This window comes from Candidatus Jettenia sp. AMX1, from assembly GCF_030263775.1.
Taxonomy (GTDB): Bacteria; Planctomycetota; Brocadiia; order Brocadiales; family Brocadiaceae; genus Jettenia; species Jettenia caeni.
Window position 1 is genome coordinate 15,963 of the sequence record NZ_SZPP01000013.1, and the last position, 17,027, is coordinate 32,989.

18 protein-coding genes and 1 tRNA gene are annotated in these 17,027 nt (G+C 38.6%); 14 read left to right on the forward strand and 5 right to left on the reverse strand.

Annotation, left to right across the window (positions count from 1 at the left end; genetic code table 11):
- Positions 1-2 precede the first annotated feature (2 nt).
- The 3 genes from rplQ to FBQ94_RS04735 all read left to right on the forward strand — a co-directional run bounded on the left by rplQ (position 3) and on the right by FBQ94_RS04735 (position 1,659).
- On the forward strand, positions 3-557 hold the full coding sequence (gene rplQ, locus FBQ94_RS04725) for a 50S ribosomal protein L17 (RefSeq protein WP_007221933.1): 555 nt from the start codon (positions 3-5) through the stop codon (positions 555-557).
- A 93-nt stretch (positions 558-650) separates the two neighbouring features.
- Positions 651-1,205 (forward strand): Maf family protein, encoded by a 555-nt coding sequence (locus FBQ94_RS04730; protein WP_285442010.1) that lies wholly within the window; start codon positions 651-653, stop codon positions 1,203-1,205.
- Positions 1,198-1,659 carry a dual specificity protein phosphatase 23 gene (locus tag FBQ94_RS04735; protein ID WP_007221935.1) on the forward strand — a complete coding sequence of 154 codons (462 nt, stop codon included), beginning with the start codon at positions 1,198-1,200 and terminating at the stop codon, positions 1,657-1,659. The genes FBQ94_RS04730 and FBQ94_RS04735 overlap by 8 nt, the downstream gene beginning before the upstream one ends.
- Before the next feature lie 45 nt (positions 1,660-1,704).
- On the opposite strand, the gene FBQ94_RS04740 is transcribed toward FBQ94_RS04735, so the two are convergent.
- Entirely contained in the window at positions 1,705-2,499 is a 795-nt protein-coding gene (locus FBQ94_RS04740) for an acyl-CoA dehydratase activase (RefSeq protein ID WP_007221936.1), read from the reverse strand.
- Between the two features lie 379 nt (positions 2,500-2,878).
- Here FBQ94_RS04740 and typA point away from each other — a divergent pair, with 379 nt between their 5' ends.
- A complete protein-coding gene (gene typA, locus FBQ94_RS04745) occupies positions 2,879-4,741 on the forward strand; it encodes a translational GTPase TypA (protein WP_007221937.1) in 1,863 nt (620 codons plus the stop codon).
- A gap of 76 nt (positions 4,742-4,817) precedes the next feature.
- Here typA and FBQ94_RS04750 read toward each other — a convergent pair whose 3' ends face one another.
- From FBQ94_RS04750 to FBQ94_RS04760, 3 genes are all read right to left on the reverse strand, one after another.
- Positions 4,818-5,093 (reverse strand): HU family DNA-binding protein, encoded by a 276-nt coding sequence (locus FBQ94_RS04750; protein ID WP_007221938.1) that lies wholly within the window; start codon positions 5,091-5,093, stop codon positions 4,818-4,820.
- A 215-nt stretch (positions 5,094-5,308) separates the two neighbouring features.
- Positions 5,309-6,028, reverse strand: a complete 720-nt coding sequence (gene cobM / locus FBQ94_RS04755) for a precorrin-4 C(11)-methyltransferase (protein ID WP_007221939.1) — start codon at positions 6,026-6,028, stop codon at positions 5,309-5,311.
- A gap of 7 nt (positions 6,029-6,035) precedes the next feature.
- Positions 6,036-6,401 (reverse strand): hypothetical protein, encoded by a 366-nt coding sequence (locus tag FBQ94_RS04760; protein ID WP_007221940.1) that lies wholly within the window; start codon positions 6,399-6,401, stop codon positions 6,036-6,038.
- 388 nt (positions 6,402-6,789) lie between these two features.
- Here FBQ94_RS04760 and kdsA point away from each other — a divergent pair, with 388 nt between their 5' ends.
- From kdsA to cysC, 4 genes are all read left to right on the forward strand, one after another.
- The gene (gene kdsA / locus FBQ94_RS04765) at positions 6,790-7,608 is read left to right on the forward strand and encodes a 3-deoxy-8-phosphooctulonate synthase (RefSeq protein WP_040544133.1); all 819 of its coding nucleotides are present in this window, start codon (positions 6,790-6,792) and stop codon (positions 7,606-7,608) included.
- Between the two features lie 86 nt (positions 7,609-7,694).
- Positions 7,695-7,767 (forward strand) — tRNA-Thr (locus tag FBQ94_RS04770).
- A gap of 203 nt (positions 7,768-7,970) precedes the next feature.
- Positions 7,971-9,356, forward strand: coding sequence for an alkaline phosphatase family protein (locus FBQ94_RS04775; RefSeq protein ID WP_040543715.1), 1,386 nt, complete (start codon positions 7,971-7,973; stop codon positions 9,354-9,356).
- Positions 9,357-9,435: 79 nt separating this feature from the next.
- The gene (gene cysC / locus FBQ94_RS04780; RefSeq protein WP_285442016.1) at positions 9,436-10,068 is read left to right on the forward strand and encodes an adenylyl-sulfate kinase; all 633 of its coding nucleotides are present in this window, start codon (positions 9,436-9,438) and stop codon (positions 10,066-10,068) included.
- Between the two features lie 31 nt (positions 10,069-10,099).
- Here cysC and FBQ94_RS04785 read toward each other — a convergent pair whose 3' ends face one another.
- A complete protein-coding gene (locus tag FBQ94_RS04785) occupies positions 10,100-10,525 on the reverse strand; it encodes a hypothetical protein (RefSeq protein ID WP_007221944.1) in 426 nt (141 codons plus the stop codon).
- A 312-nt stretch (positions 10,526-10,837) separates the two neighbouring features.
- Between FBQ94_RS04785 and FBQ94_RS04790 the strand changes: the two genes are divergently transcribed.
- The 6 genes from FBQ94_RS04790 to FBQ94_RS04815 all read left to right on the forward strand — a co-directional run bounded on the left by FBQ94_RS04790 (position 10,838) and on the right by FBQ94_RS04815 (position 16,854).
- Positions 10,838-11,653, forward strand: coding sequence for an adenosylcobinamide-GDP ribazoletransferase (locus tag FBQ94_RS04790; RefSeq protein ID WP_007221945.1), 816 nt, complete (start codon positions 10,838-10,840; stop codon positions 11,651-11,653).
- A complete protein-coding gene (gene cobU, locus FBQ94_RS04795; protein WP_007221946.1) occupies positions 11,641-12,207 on the forward strand; it encodes a bifunctional adenosylcobinamide kinase/adenosylcobinamide-phosphate guanylyltransferase in 567 nt (188 codons plus the stop codon). The genes FBQ94_RS04790 and cobU overlap by 13 nt, the downstream gene beginning before the upstream one ends.
- A 62-nt stretch (positions 12,208-12,269) precedes the next feature.
- Positions 12,270-13,247, forward strand: coding sequence for a DNA polymerase III subunit delta (gene holA / locus FBQ94_RS04800; RefSeq protein ID WP_007221947.1), 978 nt, complete (start codon positions 12,270-12,272; stop codon positions 13,245-13,247).
- A 295-nt stretch (positions 13,248-13,542) separates the two neighbouring features.
- Positions 13,543-14,190: a fructose-6-phosphate aldolase gene (gene fsa / locus FBQ94_RS04805; RefSeq protein ID WP_007221948.1), complete on the forward strand. Its 648-nt coding sequence runs from the start codon at positions 13,543-13,545 to the stop codon at positions 14,188-14,190.
- A 60-nt stretch (positions 14,191-14,250) separates the two neighbouring features.
- Positions 14,251-15,489 carry a cache domain-containing protein gene (locus FBQ94_RS04810; protein ID WP_007221949.1) on the forward strand — a complete coding sequence of 413 codons (1,239 nt, stop codon included), beginning with the start codon at positions 14,251-14,253 and terminating at the stop codon, positions 15,487-15,489.
- Positions 15,490-15,507: 18 nt separating this feature from the next.
- Positions 15,508-16,854, forward strand: a complete 1,347-nt coding sequence (locus tag FBQ94_RS04815; RefSeq protein ID WP_007221950.1) for a replication-associated recombination protein A — start codon at positions 15,508-15,510, stop codon at positions 16,852-16,854.
- Positions 16,855-17,027 lie beyond the last annotated feature (173 nt).

The window sequence follows — 17,027 nt, forward strand, 5'->3', positions numbered from 1 at the left end:
CCATGAGACACGGAATGAGAGGAAGACACTTATCGAGGACTTCTGCTCATAGAAAGGCGTTAAGGCAGAATATTACTAATAGCCTTTTTATATATGGTAGAATCATAACAACACTTGAAAAGGCAAAAGAGACAAAATCTTTTGCTGAAAAAATTATTACTATTGTTAAGAAAGGGTTATTAAAGAAGAATACAGATAGACCTGGATATGTTCATTGCTATCGTCAGGTTCTCTCAAAACTAGGAAATGCTGATGTAGTAGAAAAGCTTTTTGGAGAAGGACAATGGCGTGAAGCAGGAAGTATCATTCAAGGGTACATGAATCGAAATGGTGGATATACAAGAATATTAAAGTTATCCGGTACCCGGTTAGGAGTATTATCCGGTAGTAGTGTGGGTAAGGTGCCTGTGCTTGAGTATAAAATGGAAGGAAAGGATAGAAAATTACGATTATTGGGAAGAAGACTGAATGATAATGCATCCCGCGTGATTTTTGAATTAGTTGAAGGTCAGACACGCATAGATGAAGAAGTTAAGCCTGAAGTCATCACGGCTTAATAAAAGGGCCGCTGTATTAATTTTTAAAATAAACAATTCTCTTACCCTCCTGCTAAGTACTTTAGTAGGAGGGTTTTTTATTCAAGGGAGATTATGCAGAAAAGACGCTTTGTGCTTGCCTCAAATTCATCAAGGCGGATTGCCTTGCTGAAATTATTAGGATATAAGTTTGATATTATACCGCATGAAATAGAAGAAGATGTCTGCTGCGATATTTTACCATCAGATCTGGTTCAGAATCTTGCATTTCTAAAAGCAAATGATGTTGCCAAAAGAGTAGACGATGCCATTATTATTGCTGCTGATACCATTATTTCATGTAAGGGTGCTATTTTAGGTAAACCGAAAGATGTCTATGATGCTAAAAGAATGCTTTCAATGCTGAGTGGTACAGAGCACGATGTTCTATCGGGTATATGCATAATAAATATGCCATTAAAAAAGAAATTATTGCGAATTGGAAGAACATATATTAAAATTAGGCATATAACTGAAGAGGAAATTGATGCATATATTCAAACAGGTGAACCATTAGACAAGGCCGGTGCATATGCTATTCAGGGTGGTAGCTATACAAATGCGGTTGGTTTGCCATTAGAAATAGTCCGAGAAATGCTTAACAATATTTTAAATGATACCAATGCCTAGAAATTTTAGTTGGCTGATAAAAGACGAAATTGCCGGTATGGGGAGACCTATATCGATAGTAACAGATCTTGAATTCCTGAAAGATAATGGAATTGAAGCGATAGTTTCCTTAACGGAGGTACCGCTTCATAAAACTTTAATAGAAGAGTTTGGGTTTGAATATAAACATATTCCTGTGGCTGATTTTACATCACCAACTCAGGAACAAATCGATGAATTCTTATATTTCGTAAATAATCTTATATCTTCTAAGAAAAAGATTGTTGTTCATTGTGACGCTGGAGCTGGTAGAACAGGAACTATGTTAGCCTGTTACCTTGTAAATAAAGGTTGCAGTGCGAGGAAAGCTATTCTGGAAGTACGTACAAGAAGACCAGGTTCAGTTGAAACTATGGAACAAGAGGATACTGTGGTAAAGTACGAGGAAAGACTTTTGAAGAAACGTAGTGATTAGATAGACTTTTTAAAGAATATCTTCTCTTTTTATAGCAGAATCCTGTTACTTTGATTTCCTGAGAAAATGCTCGTAAGCAATAATTGCTGCGCCTAACGCTGTAGTAATTTGTGGGTCAGATGGGATATGCAGTTTGACTCCCAATTCCTGTTCCAATGCAATCTTCAATCCTTGATTAAAGGCAGGACCTCCATCGAAAAATACAGCTTCTCTGATACCAATTTTCTTAACCATAGCGCCTACCCTCTTAGCAATTGATTTGTGGATACCCGCAATTATATCAGGTACCTGTCTTCCTTGTGATAATAAGGAAATAACCTCAGACTCGCCAAAAACTGTGCATAAGCTATTTATGGGTGGTATATCCTCTGCCTTTTGAGATAATGTACCCAATTCATCTAATTCTACCTCAAGGATTCGGCTCATAACCTCCAAAAATCGACCTGTTCCAGCGGCACATTTATCATTCATTGCAAAATCCAACATTATGCCATTGTTATCTAATGCGATTACTTTACAATCCTGTCCGCCAATATTTATAATGGTTTTTACAATTTGTTTTTCATGCATGAGCCATTTAGCTGCTCTCGCGTTGGCCGTTATTTCGGTGACAATCTCATTGCTACAGATCATCCTGCGTCCGTACCCTGTGGCCACAGTATATTGGACTTCTTCTTCTTTTAGATGATGTTCTTCTAACACATTACTGAGTAGCTGTTTTACCGTTCTTTTGCAATTAGCTCCCGTGGAGGAGAGCCTTGAGCCAAGGACCGTGTTGTCCCGCATTATTACTACCTTTGTGGTAGTTGAACCGATATCAATTCCTGCGACTATTACCATAATTATATATTAATAATTATAAATATGCAGGGCAAGGTAAAAGGTGGTTATTTTCAAGGTATTTTCAGATATTCTCACATGTTCTTTTGGCTAGCGTAACGTCTCATGAAAATGTATTAAGTGATGATCTGAATTCATATGCATAGGTAATAAGAGAATAATATACCAGAGATGTTTAATACCACAAGCTCTCTGTATTTTTATTGACAAAAAAGATTTTATTTGTAATAATTTAAAGCGTTTTATGTAGCGTAGTTGTAGGCTTAATAATTTACTATGATATTTGTAAAGCCGCTACGATTTTTCGTTGCGGCTTTTTTTATTTATATGCAATTTTACGGATTAGTTGCATTATTATGTGGTATATTTGAGGAATAACATGACACAGTTAGTAAGAGATGATATACGTAATGTGGCAATTATTGCCCACGTTGACCATGGTAAGACCACCCTTGTTGATCAATTGCTTAAACAGAGCGGCACATTCCGGGCCAATCAGCAGATACAGAATGTAGAGAGAATCATGGATTCCAATGATCTCGAACGTGAGCGGGGTATTACCATTTTAGCAAAGAATACTGCTATTAATTATAAAGGGGTAAAGATTAATATTATTGATACCCCCGGACATGCTGATTTCGGCGGAGAAGTGGAGCGTGTTCTTAAGATGGCTGACGGTGTCTTATTGCTGGTAGATGCAGCTGAAGGAACTATGCCTCAGACAAGATTTGTACTTCGTAAAGCACTGAGTTATAATTTAAGGCCTCTTGTGGTGATCAATAAGATTGATAGACCCGATGCCCGTTGTGTAGAAGTGTTGAATGAGGTCTTTGATCTCTTTGTCGAGCTGAATGCAACTGATGAACAGTTGGATTTTATGGTGCTTTATGCTAGCGGACGTGAAGGTTTTGCAAAATTATCTCTGGAAGAAGCTAATAAGGATATTACCCCGTTACTTGATGCTATTTTACACTATGTTCCCAAGCCCAATGGTGACCCTAACGGATCGCTGCAAATGCAAATAACCTCATTAGATTATAATGATTATGTTGGTCGAATTGGTATTGGTAGAATATTCATGGGTAGTATTAATGCAGGTCAGCAAGTTACGAGAATTGATAAAGATGGTAAACAAACAGTGCATAAAGTGGTAGAACTATTTACCTTTACAGGGCTAGGAAGACAAACTACAAAATCGGCTAGCGCTGGCGATATCGTTGCTATAACCGGGATTGAGAATATTGACATTAGTGATACGATTGCATCTCTTGAGAACCCGCAAGCAATGCCAAAAATTAGTATCGATGAACCAACGCTCTCCATGATATTTTCTGTCAATAATTCTCCTTTTAGTGGTCGGGATGGCAAATATGTGACCAGCCGAAACTTGAGAGAGAGGCTTTATAGAGAACTTCGTTCGAATGTAGCTCTTAAAGTGGAAGATACGGAGACACCAGACGCATTCCGGATTTCAGGGCGCGGGCTTTTGCATCTATCTGTATTGATTGAAAATATGCGGCGGGAAGGTTATGAAATGCAGGTTTCAAAGCCTAAGGTAATTTTTAAGGAACTAAAAGGGGAAAAGGCGGAACCTATAGAATATGTTGTTATCGATGTGCCGAAAGAATATGAAGGACAAGTTATCTCCTTATTAGGTGCCCGGAAGGGAGAGATGCTTAGTATGGATACCGATAAGGATATAACCCATTTTGAATTTAAGGTACCATCCCGTGGTTTAATTGGCCTGAGAAACCGCATCTTAAGTTCTACCCGTGGTGAAGCTGTAATGTACCATAATTTTTATGATTACGAGCCTTATAAGGGCGATATTGCTCATCGGATACAAGGTGTGTTAATTTCTATGGCGACAGGTGAGGCAACTACTTATGCTCTAGATGGATTGTTGGATAGGGGTATAATGTTCGTAAAGCCAAGCGATCAAGTGTACGAAGGGATGATTGTAGGTGAACATTGTGAGCAGAACGATATTACCGTGAATGTCATCAGGGCAAAAAAGGCTACTAATATCCGGTGTGCTACTGCAGAAAAAGGTATTAAACTTCCTCCACCCAGAGAATTCTCGTTGGAAATGGCTTTAGAATATATCGAGGATGATGAGCTAGTAGAGATTACTCCAAAAACCTTTCGATTAAGGAAAAAGCTTCTTACTGAAAACGAGCGTAGGGTTGTTCGCAGACAGCAAACCCTGGAACCTGTGGAGACTTCTCCGGAGAAGGCATAAAGAATGTTATTTCAGGCAATAAAAAAGCAGGCACTAAAGCCTGCTTTTTTGTTTATATATTTTAATAGCGAATCGATTACTTATTTACGATATTTTTAAAATCCTGTCCGGGAGTAAATTTTATCGCTTTGCTTGCTTTGATATTAATTGTAGCGCCTGTTTGTGGGTTACGGCCTTTTCGTGCTTTTCTTGCTTTTATCGTGAAACTACCAAATCCAATCAGTCTGACTTCTTTATTTTTTTTAACACCAGTTTTTATACCATTTAAAACAGCATTTACTGCCTTTTCCCCGTTAGCCTTTGACATCTCACATTCCTTCGCCACCATTTCAACTAACTCCTGCTTATTCATCCAATAACCTCCTTTCAAAAATAGTTTATATAAGGTACGCTAAGTTTGGGGGTAGAATACATTAAATGAGCTTCTGAATCAAGTATTTTCTGGATTATTTTGAAAATAATGTTTTTATAAAATAAGAATGTTTATTGATGCATGCGCTAAATGTCTCATTTTGGAAATGCAACTACGGAACAAAAATTGTCCCAGCTGGTGTAGTCTTTTCCATCTTAACTGTATAATACAGATCTGTTAAATTCTTTTTCTAATACTCTTCCAACAATGATAAGTGCTGTCTTTTTTATAGATTCCTGCTTAACCCTTTCAGCAATATCCGATAATTTTGAACGGATAATTTTTTGATCAGGCCAGGTCGCTTTATAAACGACAGCAACCGGACAATCATTGCTATAATGGGACGACAATATCTTTACGATTTCTTCAATTTTATCAATACTCAAAAAAATACAGAGCGTAGGAGTTGCGGCTGCTAAGGCACTCAAGTGCTCTTTTTCAGGAATAGGGGTTTTTCCCTCCATACGAGTAATTACAATGGTTTGTGTAATGCCTGGGAGGGTTAATTCCTGCCTTAAAACTGCGGCAGCAGCAATAAAGGAGCTGACTCCCGGAATAACCTCATACGGAATTCCTAGCTCATCCAGTGCATGCATTTGTTCCTGTATTGCACCATAAATCGACGGGTCTCCTGAATGTATCCTTACGACATCCGTATTTTGTTCCATTGCTTCTTTATAGAGAACCACCATATCCTCCAAGCTCATACATGAAGAATCATATATCTTTGCATGCATCGGAAGATGTTTCAGTAATTCTGCATTTACGAGAGAGCCTGCGTAAATACAGTAGCCTGCATGTTGAATAGCCTTGAGTCCCTTAATTGTGAGCAATTCAGGGTCACCTGGCCCTGCCCCTATAAAAAATACTTTCATAGATGTTTTAGTTTCCATCTTTCCAATGAATGGCATTGATGATAACTTTTTTTGATTCCTCTCCTACAATTTTAAATTGGCTCTCCTTTACCAGATAGGTAGAGGCCTCTTTACTGCTTGTTCGTACAGTCACTATCCAGAATCCTCCCTCTTTACCTACCGATTCAATCCTTCCTTTCTTCACACTTACACTGATATTTAACATAGATTCCTGTTCGCTATCTGATATTTGCCGGACACTTTCTACAACAAATATGTTCGGTAGACCAGTTTTTAACCTGATCTCAGGGGATTCGTAATCATAAAATTGCCCAAATACCGGAGAAGATATACTGCATAATACAAAAATATATAGAAATATTTTATTCTTCATGTGGTTATCCTCTTCATGTAAAAGTAATAAAATGGGTAAGTGTTCATTATTCTCTTTATATTATTTAAGGTATAAATAAGAGTTTTCGTGAGAATCAAGTTTTTCGTTTGTTCAAAAGTTTATCATTAACCACGAAATTCTTTTCGTAATTTGATAGGTGAATTCAAAGTTCACAGGTCGTTATTCTACACAGAGAACAGACAGGTAGCAATTAATTTTTTGACTTACCTAGTATTTGAGAAAAATTTCAGTTTTTTTAGAGAGCAATCCAATAATGGATTTTTAAAACAGGTATATTATGTTGACACATAACGAATTGTTATTTATAGTACGTAATCGTTATTTTACCCTATTCTCCTATGAGTTTGATCCTGATACTTTCTGTAAAATGATGCATATTAAGAATTTGTCTATAGGGCAAGGCTTGCCCCTGATTTTCATCGCTGGTCCATGCGTTATAGAAAGCTTTGAGAGTTGTTTGAAATTAGCAGAAGAATTAAAGACCTTTTTTCAAATAAAAAACATGCCTTTTATTTTTAAGGCATCATATGATAAGGCAAACCGAACATCCGTTCATTCATACAGGGGACCAGGCCTTAAAGAGGGAATAAGGATTCTTGCTGATATTAAAAAGCGATTGGATGTATTGATACTTTCTGACGTTCATTGCAAGGAAGATATACCGATCGTATCGGAAACACTGGATATAATACAAATTCCTGCTTTTCTCTGCCGCCAAACCGATTTAATTCTGGCAGCAGCAAAAACCGGTAAGCCTATTAATATAAAAAAGGGACAATTTTTGGCTCCCTGGGATATGAAGGCCGTTGTTGAAAAAATACGAAGTACCGGGAACGAACTGATTTTATTAACAGAACGGGGAACTTCCTTTGGTTATAATAATCTTGTGAGCGATATGCGATCGTTGGTTATTATGCGTAAATTAGGGTATCCTGTGATTTATGATGCCACACATAGTGTTCAATTACCGGGGGGGAGGGGAAATACTTCCGGAGGTGAAAGGGACATGATTATACCCCTTGCCAGGGCTGCTGTGGCGACAGGATGTGATGGATTGTTCCTGGAAGTACATGACAATCCTGAGAAAGCACTGTCTGACGCCTCAACCGTGCTGCCGATAAAAGACATTCCTCATCTCATTGAGCAGTTATCTGATATCCATAACATTATTAAGCCCAAGGCTTAAAGGAGAGACATCTTAAGACAGAATAACTATTGTAAATAAAAAAAATTTCCGTATAATACATATTTTATATTACATACATTATCTTAGCCCGCGTAGCTCAATTGGCGGAGCACGTCATTCGTAATGATGAGGTTGTCGGTTCGACTCCGATCGCGGGCTTTATGAATTATTGGATAAAGTCAGAGGTTGATCCCTCCCGATCATTACCAGGCATATCAGATAGCATACTATAAACAGCACATTTCTCTGATTAACGGCTATACCTGATTAACTATCTGTCTTCCTTAAAAATACCTAAAATTTGCTTTGTATCTGATAGCAAACGATAAAAGGACGGAAATCGTAGTTCAATAAATTGTATGATGATTCATGAAAAGAGAGTATTTGTCTTAGGTTTAGATTCAATGCCGCCTGAACTTTTTTTTGATCGGTGGTTAAATCAATTACCTCATATAAAACAACTTGTTTCTCATAGTATCTATGGCGAGATGAAAAGCACTATTCCTGCAATTACCTGTCCGGCATGGATGTCTATGATGACAAGCGCTAACCCTGGCAGGTTAGGTTTGTATGGGTTCAGAAACCGGTCGAATTATGATTATAATGGTTTATCCTTTGCCAATTCAAGGTCTGTTCATATCGATACCGTATGGAGTATTTTATCGAAATTAGGAAAAAAGGTTGTAGTAATTGGCGTTCCCATGACCTATCCCCCTCAACCTGTCAATGGATGTATGGTTACCTGTTTTATGACGCCAGATACGACATGCGAGTACACCTATCCGCCTAACTTAAAATTTGAGGTAGAAGACATCTCACATGGTTATATTCTCGATGTAGAAGAATTTCGGAGCGATGATAAAGAATCGATCTTAAAGACAATTTATGATATGACGGAGAAACGATTCAGGCTAACCCGCCATTTTATCCGTTCAAAGGAATGGGACTTCTTTATGATGGTAGAAATGGGTCCCGATAGAATACATCATGCTTTCTGGAAGTATTTTGATGAGGATCACCCCAAATATATACCAGGTTCAAAATATCAGGATGTCGTTTTGAATTACTATAAGTATCTCGATAAAGAGATTGGCGGTATCTTGGATATTTTACGTGAAGATACTATGGTTCTCATTGTATCTGATCATGGAGCCAAGAGGATGATCGGGGGAATTTGTATTAATGAATGGCTTATCCAAAACGGATATTTGAAATTGATACAATACCCCAGAGAATCTACGTCGTTTAATAAGGCTATTGTCGATTGGGAGAATACAACGGTCTGGGGTGAAGGCGGTTACTATGGACGATTATTTATGAATGTGAAGGGTCGAGAGCCTAAAGGGGTTATTGCAAGGCAGCACTATGAGCATTTTCGGAATGAGCTGATAAAAAAGCTGAAAGATCTCAGAGATGAAAACGGCCGGAATATTAATACACAAGTATATAAGCCTGAGGAAATTTACTCACAATGTAATGGTATACCACCGGATTTGATTGTGTATTACGGTGACCTCTCCTGGCGGTCTATTGGTAATGTTGGAAACAGGACGATATGGGCTAGTGAAAACGATACAGGTCCGGATGATGCAAATCATTCCCAATATGGTATCTTTGTTATGAAGAGCGATAAAAATTATTACGGAATACGACGTAAAGGTGTTACACTTTATGATATAGCTCCTACCATACTAAGCTATATGAATATTAAAATACCGGAGGATATGGAAGGTAAGGTAATTCAGTAAGCCCGGAGGGCTGCCGGTTTAGATATGCGAAAGGATAACATGAGAATGTAGATTGGGAAATACAAAATGATGGGAAGGAATTTGCAGTTTTCAAAGAAGGAGGGAAAAGATGAATAAAGGTTTTACCGTTTGGTTTACCGGATTATCAGGGGCAGGAAAGTCAACAATCTCTCATCTTCTGAAAGAAAAACTGAAAGAATTTGGCAGAGATGTGGAACTACTCGATGGTGATGTGGTGAGAACAAATCTTTGTCAGGATTTGGGTTTTAGTGGGCAGGACAGCGATATTACTATCCAACGTATCGCATTTATCTGCAAATTATTAACGAGAAATGGTATTGCCGTTATCTCTGCTGCTATATCTCCTTACCGGGAAGCAAGAGACAAAGCCCGTAACGAAATTGGCAACTTTATTGAGGTTTACGTGAAATGTCCTTTAGAGGTATGTGTTGAACGAGATGTTAAGGGATTATATAAGAAGGCGTTTAAAGGTGAGATCCAAAGTTTTACAGGAGTCTCGCATCCGTATGAGGAACCACGAAACCCCGATCTTATACTGGAAACAAATAAGGAAACTGTTGAAGAATCCATCAATAAGATAATAAAAAAATTGATAGAGTTGGGATACCTTAATACGAAAGAAGATGTATATTCATCTGAAGAAGAGAGCAAAATAATAAAAAGGCTATCCGGGCTGGGTTATATTAATTAAATGGATGGGAATTTTCTTCTTTCTCAGGAGTTTAATTTTTCTTATTTGCATAAGCAGTTTCTATAATACTTTTCGTCTTCATCGAAAATTTGGTGATGAGTTTATCCAGTTTAGGAATCAAAATAGGGGTTGCCGCTTTTGCTAAAATAGCGAGGAAAGCGTTATCAAATTTTAAATGGACGGCCGTTTTTATATCCTCATAAGGGCCTATCTCATCCTTTTGTGTTGTATAATGAACTTCAAGTACAATAGACCCTGAAAAACTGAAAAATGTTGTGGCATTACCATGTCCCATGTAGATTACTTTCTGCGGTTGTCGCTTCACTAACTGGAACTCTCCCACAACCCGTTTTGAGGGCATGCGTATGCCATACTGGCCATCTTCTTTAATCTCAAGTATCAATTCATTTCTCTTAAAATCCCCTCCCTGTTTCGTGAGTTCTTCTACATGTTCCATGAAATATTCAAGGGTCTCTTTATCGGTACGTACAGTAAGTGGCTTTTGAATTCTTGTGATCGTACTCCTATCAATAAGATGTTGTACTTTATCTATCGGTAAGGGGTCTGAGTATAGAGGTATGAGCCGTGAGCAGCAGAAAATGAAGATAAATAGTGTATAGTAAATAAAATGCACAGGTATTTATAAGAGGATAATTGAAATACAATCAATGTTCATTAAAAATAAAATTGTATCATAAACTACTGTATGATAAAAGGGATTCTTGTTGACAGTTTTTATCAAAATGAATAAGCTCTTGAAGAAATAAAAATGAATAATTTTTTATGGGCGCTTAAATTCCTGACTATTATCCCTATTGACAGAGGAGATAGGATAAAACCGAAGAGCATGGGTTCCGTTGTCTCCTGGTTTCCAACGGTAGGTTTATGCATCGGTATCTTTTTATCCACAGCCTGCTTACCCTTCTATCTCTTTTTCCCCCCCCGTATTGCTGATGCCTTGATTATTGTTGTTTATATTGCAATAACCGGGGCATTTCACCTCGATGGATTTGCCGATACCTGTGATGGCATTTGGGGTGGCTGGAATAAAGAAAAACGGTTGGAAATAATGAAAGATAGCCGTATAGGCAGCTTTGGAGCTATTGGACTGATTTGCCTGCTAGGGTTGAAATATATTAGCCTGGCTAGTATAGCCGAAACCTGTGCAATACATAACTCGCCTTTTGATGTCTGCACAAGGTATGTTTCCTGTTCCATTCCAACGGTCTTAATGAATACGTGTGCTGCATTGATGGTAATGCCCGTTGTAGGAAGATGGGTGCAGGTGTGCGCAGCAGGGTTATCCTCATATGCCCGAAGCGAATCGGGTACGGGAAGTTTTATCCTGAATACTACAACAGTAAGGCACATAATCTATACATCGTTTTTACCATTATTCTTATTGTGGTTTTTTTACAACCTCAACGGGGTAATGATATTTGCACTAATTATTGCTTTTACTCTTATTTGGATTTGGTATATGAAAAAGAAAATTGGCGGGATGACGGGCGATACCTTAGGAGCTACTCATGAGGTCATTGAGCTGGTATTTTTATTGAGTGTTTGTTTACCATGGCTAAAATAACCTTTGTTCTTGGTGGGGCACGTAGTGGAAAATCTGCCTTTGCAGAAGGACTGGCTAAAAGATATCATGACGTGGTTTATATAGCTACTGCAGAGGTCAAGGATGATGAGATGCGTGAAAGGATTCAAACGCACCGTGCCAGACGGCCCTCTCATTGGAAGACCGTAGAATCTCCTTATCATATAGACAGGGCTATATCAGATATACAGGGGAATGCAAATCTTGTGCTCATTGATTGTATTACGTTATACATAACGAATATGCTGTTGTGTGATGAAATAGCAAATTCTGTCAGTTATCCGGAAACAGACATGGAGCATTTGAAACAGAAGCAGGTACAGATCCTTGATGAGATTAATAAACTTAGCAAGGCGTGTCGTAAATCAAAGTCGGATAGTATTGTGGTATCGAATGAGGTTGGACTTGGTATTGTGCCTGATAATCCCCTTTCTCGTCTGTTTCGTGATATTGCAGGCCGTGCAAATCAAATTATTGCGGACGAAGCTGATGAGGTATACTTTATGGTAGCAGGAATTCCTCAAAGATTGAAATAACGAATTCTGTTATAATAACTTTCTATTCCCGGTAAATTTTGTAGATAAATCGTTCTAAAATCATGGATATTCACCAGTGTAAAGATAAGATTTTTCCGATATATGTAGTTTTTGGAGATGAAGAATTTTTTATTCGTGAGGCACTTTCATCGTTAAAGGCACATCTGCTCAAGGATACCGATCCTACTATTTCTTTAGTTGAATTTAAAGGTGACGAAGTTGCCGGAGGGATAATATTTGACGAACTACGGACCATGCCTTTTTTTGCAGGTAAGAATAAGGTAGTGATTGTAGAGGAGGCAGATAGTTTCGTTGAGAAAAACAGACAGGTACTGGAAAAATATGTGCAGGCGCCTGCGAGTCATTCCCAGCTTATTCTTGTATGCGATAAATGGGACAAGAGAACAAAATTGGCAACCCTTGTTGATAAGGTCGGGATTCTGGTCGAATGTAAAAAATTAAAGGATCATCAACTGCCAAACTGGATAATTACTCGCACGAAACAGTACACAAAAAAAGTCACTACCAAAGCGGCTCAAATGATAGCCGAGAATGCAGGTAATAATTTAGCCATCTTGGATAAGCATATTGAGAAGTTATCTATTTATCTTGGCGATAGAACGGCGATTGATGAAAAGGATGTGGAAGCCCTTGTTGGCATTGATAGAAACCGAACGATATTTGAGCTAACCGATGCTGTTGCACAGAGAAATGTAACATTAGCTTTGAAAACCCTTAGTCAAATGCTGATACACGGGGAAGATTCAGTAAAGATTATTAGTTTGCTGGCATGGCAAATGAAGCGGTTGTGGAGGGCTAAGCAGATGTTAAATAAGGGAGAACACGAGTCAAAAGTTACCTCAGAATTACAAGTGCTCCCATTCTTCGCAAAGCGTTTTTTTGAACAAGTTAAGATTTTTACCGAGAAAGATCTCACAAAAAAGTATGCCCTCTTGCTGGAAGCTGATGTGAAGAGTAAGACAAGCTCCTTTAGTATGCAATTACTCCTAGAATTGCTGGTATATAAATTATGTGTTTAAAAGATAAAAGGGCTTTTGTTAACAACTTCAGAGAAAAGGCAAACTTAATCTGTTCTATTGCCGACTTGCTAAGAGCTCACAATAAACAGGCTGATTATGGAAAAGTTATCCTTCCTTTATAATTTACGTTACTACAGAGTAAGAGAATAACAACCAGGAGTGTTTCTCTTTAGGATATCTATAATTATATAAAATAATCAGGTTCTCTTGTTGCGAAATGTATGTTGATTCGATACTATTTCATGAGATAGTCAGATTAAATTTCATAATTTAATGAGAAAGGAAATACAATACGATGAAGTTTTTTATTGATACGGCGGATGTGAAAGAGATTCGAGAGGCGCATAGTCTGGGTATACTGGATGGGGTAACGACAAATCCCAGCTTAATAGCCAAGACAGGCCGTCCTTTTCGTGAAACGATTGAAGAGATTTGCTCTATTGTGGATGGACCGGTCAGCGCTGAAGTCGTAAGCCTCGATACAGAAGGTATGCTCAAGGAGGCGAGGGAATTGGCAAAAATTGCGGATAATGTTGTGGTAAAGATTCCCTTAATAAAAAACGGATTAAAAGCGGTAAAAAAATTAGCGGAAGAGGGAATTAAAACGAACGTGACCCTCTGCTTTTCTGCCAATCAGGCGCTTTTAGCAGCGAAGGCCGGTGGCAGTTACATCAGTCCTTTTGTTGGGAGATTGGATGATAAGGGGCAGGTGGGTATGGAACTTATTCAGGAAATTCGTACTATATATGATAATTATAGTTTCCCTACAGAAATTATTGTTGCCAGTATCCGTAATCCTGTTCATGTACGTGATGCAGCGTTAATGGGTGCAGATATTGCTACGATTCCTTTTCATGTATTTGATTTGCTTGTTCAACATCCGCTTACGGATGACGGCGTTAAGCGGTTCCTGGCAGATTGGGAAAAAGTACCAAAAAAATGAGATAATAGTTAGCTACAGATGACACAGAGATTGCAGAGAAAATATAATAGGGAGGGAAATTTGTTCAAACCTACAAAAAGTAAACTCAGTATCTTTTTCCTGGTACTGACGTTCTTACCGCTTATTGTTATGCGACTTATTGTTTACCCCATTACCTTCCAGACCTTACAGGAAGAGATTATCAAAAATCTGGAGATTGCAGCGCATAAACAAGCTGAGTTGATTACGGCATGGATGGAAAAATGCACTGCAGATGCGCAGCGTATTGCCAGCAATCCTTTTATACCCTTTGTCATCCAACCAGGTACGGGAAGTACTGAATACAGAGAACTGTTGAAGAGTTTGCATGCAATGAAATACTTTGATTCTCTCTGGAAGGAATACGGCCATAAAGAAATCTTTATCTCCGATCGCGATGGTATGGTAAGAATTGCCTCAAGACAAGAGCTTGTTGGAACAAATATATCAGCAAAGGATTTTTTTCGCTCTGCAATCAGAGGTGCTTTGTTTACCTCCAATATCATACCCTCCGATATTCCTATTGAAAACGAAACAGGTATACAGGAGATCGGTATGCCTACAATGCTTGTTTCTGCCCCCATAAAGGATCCTTCACATTCTGTTATGGGTACGGTAACACTGCGGATAGATGTTTCTGAGATAAACAAGATGATGCAAAATATCCATATTGGTATGACAGGAGAAACGTATCTCATTAATGGGTATGGATACCTGCTAACAGAATCAAAATTTATAGAAGATTTGAGAAGTCAGCAGAGGATTGAAAAACGGTCTGCTCTAGAATTAAAGGTTGCCAATCCACAAACAAATATGGTAACAAAAGGCGTTACTGAATGCCTGAAAGGTTTGGAGGGATTTGATGTAAATGGTTATCCGGACTATCGTGGTGTAAACGTTCTGGGATTCTGGCATTGGATGCCCGATTATGGTTGGGGTGTGATTGCCGAAATTGATGTAAATGAAGGTTATGGGGTACTGTATCAATTACGTAACTATATCATGTTTATCTTTGGAATAGTATCAGTAGCAGTCATCATTGTCGCTTTTTTCCTAGGTAAGAAAATTTCTTCTCCCATTCATTACATTTCTGACGTTGCCTGGAAAATTGCTGAGGGTAATTATAATACCAGGGTTGTTTACCAATCGGATGATGAAATCGGTAAACTCGCAAGTGCTATTAACCATATGGCAGAGACCCTGGAAACACAGGTACAAAAGACGGAAATGACGAGTCCTGGCAAGGTATTACTGGACCATGGAAATAGCAAAAGGGCATAGACTCATAAGGAGATTCTCTTGACGGTAAAAAAAACAGAAAGGGATTTATTTAGTGTAAGGACAGATACCACAAAAAAATCTCCCTTGTCCGACCGCATGAGACCACGGAACTTGAAAGAATTTGTAGGACAAGAACACCTCGTTGGACCAAATAAGATACTCCAAAGGCTTGTTGAAAATAAGGAACTGATATCCCTGATTTTCTGGGGTCCGCCTGGCGTGGGAAAAACAACGTTAGCCTTTATCGTTGCACAGGCAATGGACGCTCATTTTATTTCTTTTTCTGCGGTGTTATCGGGTGTTAAGGATATTCGTGAGGTTATTGAAGAGGCAAAAAACCAGGCTCATTATTATCGTAAAAAAACGGTCCTCCTTGTAGATGAAATTCACCGGTTTAACAAAGCTCAGCAGGATGCATTTCTGCATCATGTGGAAGATGGTACTATTACCCTGATCGGCGCTACTACAGAAAATCCTTCCTTCGAGGTTAATGCGCCTCTCTTATCACGCTGTAAGGTGTTGGTGCTGGAACAACTAAATGAAGATCATCTTAGGTCGATTATGAAGAACGCTTTATGTGATAAAGAGCGTGGGCTTGGTAATTTAAGGATTGAAATCCAGCCCGATGCCTTTGACCTTATTGCGCATCTCTCACAGGGGGATGCCCGGGTGGCTTTAAATACCTTAGAGGCATCAGTTATGCTTGCCAGACCTGATCAGGAAGAGAAACGTATAGTAACCAGAGAAATTGCCCAGGAGTCTATGCAGCAAAAGTCGCTTCTTTATGATAAAGGAGGTGAAGAACATTACAATATCATTTCAGCTTTTATCAAATCGATGCGGGGTAGCGATCCTGACGCAGCCCTTTATTGGTTGGCGCGTATGTTAGAATCGGGAGAGGATCCTCTTTTTATTGTACGGCGTATGATTATATTTGCTTCAGAGGATATTGGGAATGCTGATCCTCATGCACTTCAACTAGCAGTATCGACTAAGGATGCCTTTCACTTTATAGGCCTGCCGGAAGGGTGGATACCGTTAGCTCAGTGTGTTACCTATCTTGCCTGTGCACCGAAAAGCAACGCTTCTTATATGGCCTATCTTGAGGCATTAAAAGACGTCAGGGAAAAAGGAGCCTTATCGGTTCCATTCCACATCCGGAATGCACCTACGCCGTTGATGAATGACCTTGGATATGGTAAAGGCTATAAGTATCCACATAGTTGTGGAGGCTATGTGGAACAATCGTATATGCCAGAAGAGCTCCGGGGCAGGGAATATTATAAACCTACAGACAATGGCTACGATAAAGTGATGAAAGAGCGGCTTGCCTTTCGTAAAAAAGAGCACGATTCATTACAATAATAATTTCACCCCTTTGGTTTAGATTTCCTATCAATTTACCGAACATCAAATCGCTTAGCATTTTTTTCATTCAAATCTTGTCAAAACCGTCTATCATAGAAATTTATGACTAACGGATTATTGAAATGAGATAAATTTATAAATACTGAAATATTTAACAATATTGAATTTAT

Excerpts from the sequence above, each read along its gene's own strand:
- cobM (WP_007221939.1), bottom strand. The coding sequence starts at position 6,028 with ATGAAAGTATTTTTTATAGGGGCAGGGCCAGGTGACCCTGAATTGCTC.
- FBQ94_RS04740 (WP_007221936.1), bottom strand. The coding sequence starts at position 2,499 with ATGGTAATAGTCGCAGGAATTGATATCGGTTCAACTACCACAAAGGTA.
- cobU (WP_007221946.1), top strand. The coding sequence starts at position 11,641 with ATGGCTAAAATAACCTTTGTTCTTGGTGGGGCACGTAGTGGAAAATCT.
- FBQ94_RS04775 (WP_040543715.1), top strand. The coding sequence starts at position 7,971 with ATGATTCATGAAAAGAGAGTATTTGTCTTAGGTTTAGATTCAATGCCG.
- FBQ94_RS04760 (WP_007221940.1), bottom strand. The coding sequence starts at position 6,401 with ATGAAGAATAAAATATTTCTATATATTTTTGTATTATGCAGTATATCT.
- FBQ94_RS04735 (WP_007221935.1), top strand. The coding sequence starts at position 1,198 with ATGCCTAGAAATTTTAGTTGGCTGATAAAAGACGAAATTGCCGGTATG.
- FBQ94_RS04785 (WP_007221944.1), bottom strand. The coding sequence starts at position 10,525 with ATGGAACATGTAGAAGAACTCACGAAACAGGGAGGGGATTTTAAGAGA.
- typA (WP_007221937.1), top strand. The coding sequence starts at position 2,879 with ATGACACAGTTAGTAAGAGATGATATACGTAATGTGGCAATTATTGCC.
- kdsA (WP_040544133.1), top strand. The coding sequence starts at position 6,790 with ATGATGCATATTAAGAATTTGTCTATAGGGCAAGGCTTGCCCCTGATT.
- holA (WP_007221947.1), top strand. The coding sequence starts at position 12,270 with ATGGATATTCACCAGTGTAAAGATAAGATTTTTCCGATATATGTAGTT.
- FBQ94_RS04730 (WP_285442010.1), top strand. The coding sequence starts at position 651 with ATGCAGAAAAGACGCTTTGTGCTTGCCTCAAATTCATCAAGGCGGATT.
- FBQ94_RS04750 (WP_007221938.1), bottom strand. The coding sequence starts at position 5,093 with ATGAATAAGCAGGAGTTAGTTGAAATGGTGGCGAAGGAATGTGAGATG.
- rplQ (WP_007221933.1), top strand. The coding sequence starts at position 3 with ATGAGACACGGAATGAGAGGAAGACACTTATCGAGGACTTCTGCTCAT.
- fsa (WP_007221948.1), top strand. The coding sequence starts at position 13,543 with ATGAAGTTTTTTATTGATACGGCGGATGTGAAAGAGATTCGAGAGGCG.
- FBQ94_RS04790 (WP_007221945.1), top strand. The coding sequence starts at position 10,838 with ATGAATAATTTTTTATGGGCGCTTAAATTCCTGACTATTATCCCTATT.